Here is a 2160-nt window from a genome sequence, read left to right on the forward strand (position 1 = left end):
CTCGCGGTCTGCGCCGACGAGAGCGTGCACGACCGCTCCTCGCTTGCGCCCTTGCGCGAGCGCTATGACGCCGTGAACATCAAGCTCGACAAGACCGGCGGCCTGACCGAGGCGCTCGCCATGGCCGATGCCGCACAGGCGCTCGGCTTCGAGATCATGATCGGCTGCATGGTCGCAACCTCGCTGTCGATGGCGCCGGCGATGCTGGTGACGCCGCAGGCGCGCTACGTCGATCTCGACGGCCCGCTGCTGCTGGCGCGCGACCGCGACCATGGGCTGCGTTATGACGACAGCCTGGTCTATCCGCCGGACGCCTCGCTCTGGGGCTGAGCCTTGAGCCGGTGCCGCGCCGACCAGATCAGAAGCGCGCCGCCAGCGGCCATCGCCGCCATGACGTAGTACAGGCCGTCGCCGATGCGGGCATAGATCGCGCCCGAGGCAATCGAGGTCGTCGCGCCGAGCAGTCCGTTGCAGGCCGCATAATAGCCCTGCCCGCGCGCGATCTGATGCGGAGGCACACGCTGCACCAGCAGATTCATGGTGCCGACAACGGTCAGGCCGAAGGTGAGGCCGTGGCCGAGCTGAACGATCGCAAGCAGCGCCAGCGGCGGCTCGTTGGCGGTGACGATCCAGCGCACCACGGCGCTTACGCCTCCGATCGCAATCATCGTGGATGGATGCGCCGAGAAGCGCGGCGACAGCGCGAACACGACGATCTCGGCGATCACGCCCAGCGTCCACAGCCCCGCGATCGTCAGTCCACTGATCCCATGGAGCTGCCAGTCGATGGCCGAGAAGGTGTAGTAGGCGACGTGGCTGCCGTGGATCAGCGCGGCCGAGGCGATGATCGCCCAGAAGCCGGCATCGCGCAGGAGCGCCTTGCCGGCATGCCGCTCCGTCGTCTTGCGCCTGACATCGTCGAGCGGCTGAAGCAGCAGGCTGGCTCCGACCGCAACGACGGCCCATGCGACGATGATCCAGATCAGGTCGCGCGCGGCGATGCTGTCGATGAGATAGCCGCAGGCGAGCGAGCCGGCGGCGAAGGCCGCCGAGCCCCACAGCCGCAGCGGTCCGTAATCGAGCCCGAAACGGGCGACACCGCGCAGCGCATAGGCATCGGTCAGCGGCATCGTCGGCGTCCACATCATGCAGGTCAGCGCGTAGATCAGGAACAGCGCCAGCGGCTGCTGCTGCAGGCCGACCGCCGTAAATCCGATCGCCGTTGCCAGCACCGACACCATCATCGCAGCGCGGATGGCATGTCGCCTTTCGGCGAAGGCGGTCACTTGCGGCAGCGTGGTGAAGCGCGTGATCGCCGGCAGCGCGTTGATGAACCCGATCCAGGTCGCATCAATGCCGATCGCCTTCAGCCACACCGGGAAGAACGGCAGATGCGTGCCCGAAACCGCGAAGATGGCCGAATAGAACAGGGCGAGGCTGACGGCGAATCGCCGCTTCCTGGATGCCGCGATGGGGATTTGTGATTCGGACTGCATCAAACCAATTGCGATTCGGTCGATATCGTGGTGATCGTTACAATACCGCGCAGTGATTTGCGCGACGAGATTGCCATGGCCAACGAAGCATTCGCCCTCTCGCCTATGTCTGCCCGCGCGGCCGAGCCGAACGAGCAGGATTACGATGCGATCCGCGAAGCCTTCATGGAGACCGCGCGCGGCCGCTGGTTCCTCGGCGAATACGCCAAGCGCAACCGCAATGCCGACACGGCCATGGTGCTCGATGCGGTCGCGAAGATCGAAGAAACCCTTGCGGCGCAGCGACAACCCGTCGTCGAAGACCGCCTGCCCGAAGCATTGGTCGAGATCCGCCGCGCCATCCGCGAAGCCGAGACGATCGCGATTGCCGCGTTCGACCCCGCGGTGATCGAGGCGAGCCTCGCGGCGATCCCGCGTGGGGTGCGCATCATCAAGGAGATCTCCTGGCGCTGGCGCGAGATCGGCGCCGACGGGCGAATCTGCGACCTCATTGATTCGCAGCTCGCCTCGATCGAGGCCGCCTGCGGACAGGTTTCGGCCATCGACCCCCGCGTCGAGCTCAAGATTGCCTTCGATCTGCTGAGGGATCGGGTCGAGCAGACCGACGGCGGCGCAACGCCGCAGGCGGCGCCTGCGGCTCCGGTGCAGGAGGCGCCCTCATCCG

Annotated in this window: 2 protein-coding genes and 1 pseudogene; 2 read left to right on the top strand and 1 reads right to left on the bottom strand. The window is 66.7% G+C overall.

Translation table 11 applies throughout. The features are described 5' to 3' along the window. Positions 1–330: enolase C-terminal domain-like protein (locus MOV75_RS35575; RefSeq protein ID WP_309486996.1), on the top strand; the 330-nt coding region annotated here is incomplete at its 5' end. Here MOV75_RS35575 and MOV75_RS35580 read toward each other — a convergent pair. Continuing rightward, complete coding sequence (locus MOV75_RS35580) at positions 300–1496, bottom strand: major facilitator superfamily domain-containing protein 6 (protein WP_246932184.1); 1197 nt, start codon at positions 1494–1496, stop codon at positions 300–302. The two genes, MOV75_RS35575 and MOV75_RS35580, sit on opposite strands and share 31 nt — an antisense overlap. Positions 1497–1571: 75 nt before the next feature. Between MOV75_RS35580 and MOV75_RS35585 the strand changes: the two are divergent. After that, positions 1572–2160, top strand: a pseudogene (locus MOV75_RS35585) (hypothetical protein); the annotation flags it as partial.

Source organism: Bradyrhizobium sp. PRIMUS42, assembly GCF_023006515.1.
GTDB lineage: Bacteria > Pseudomonadota > Alphaproteobacteria > Rhizobiales > Xanthobacteraceae > Bradyrhizobium.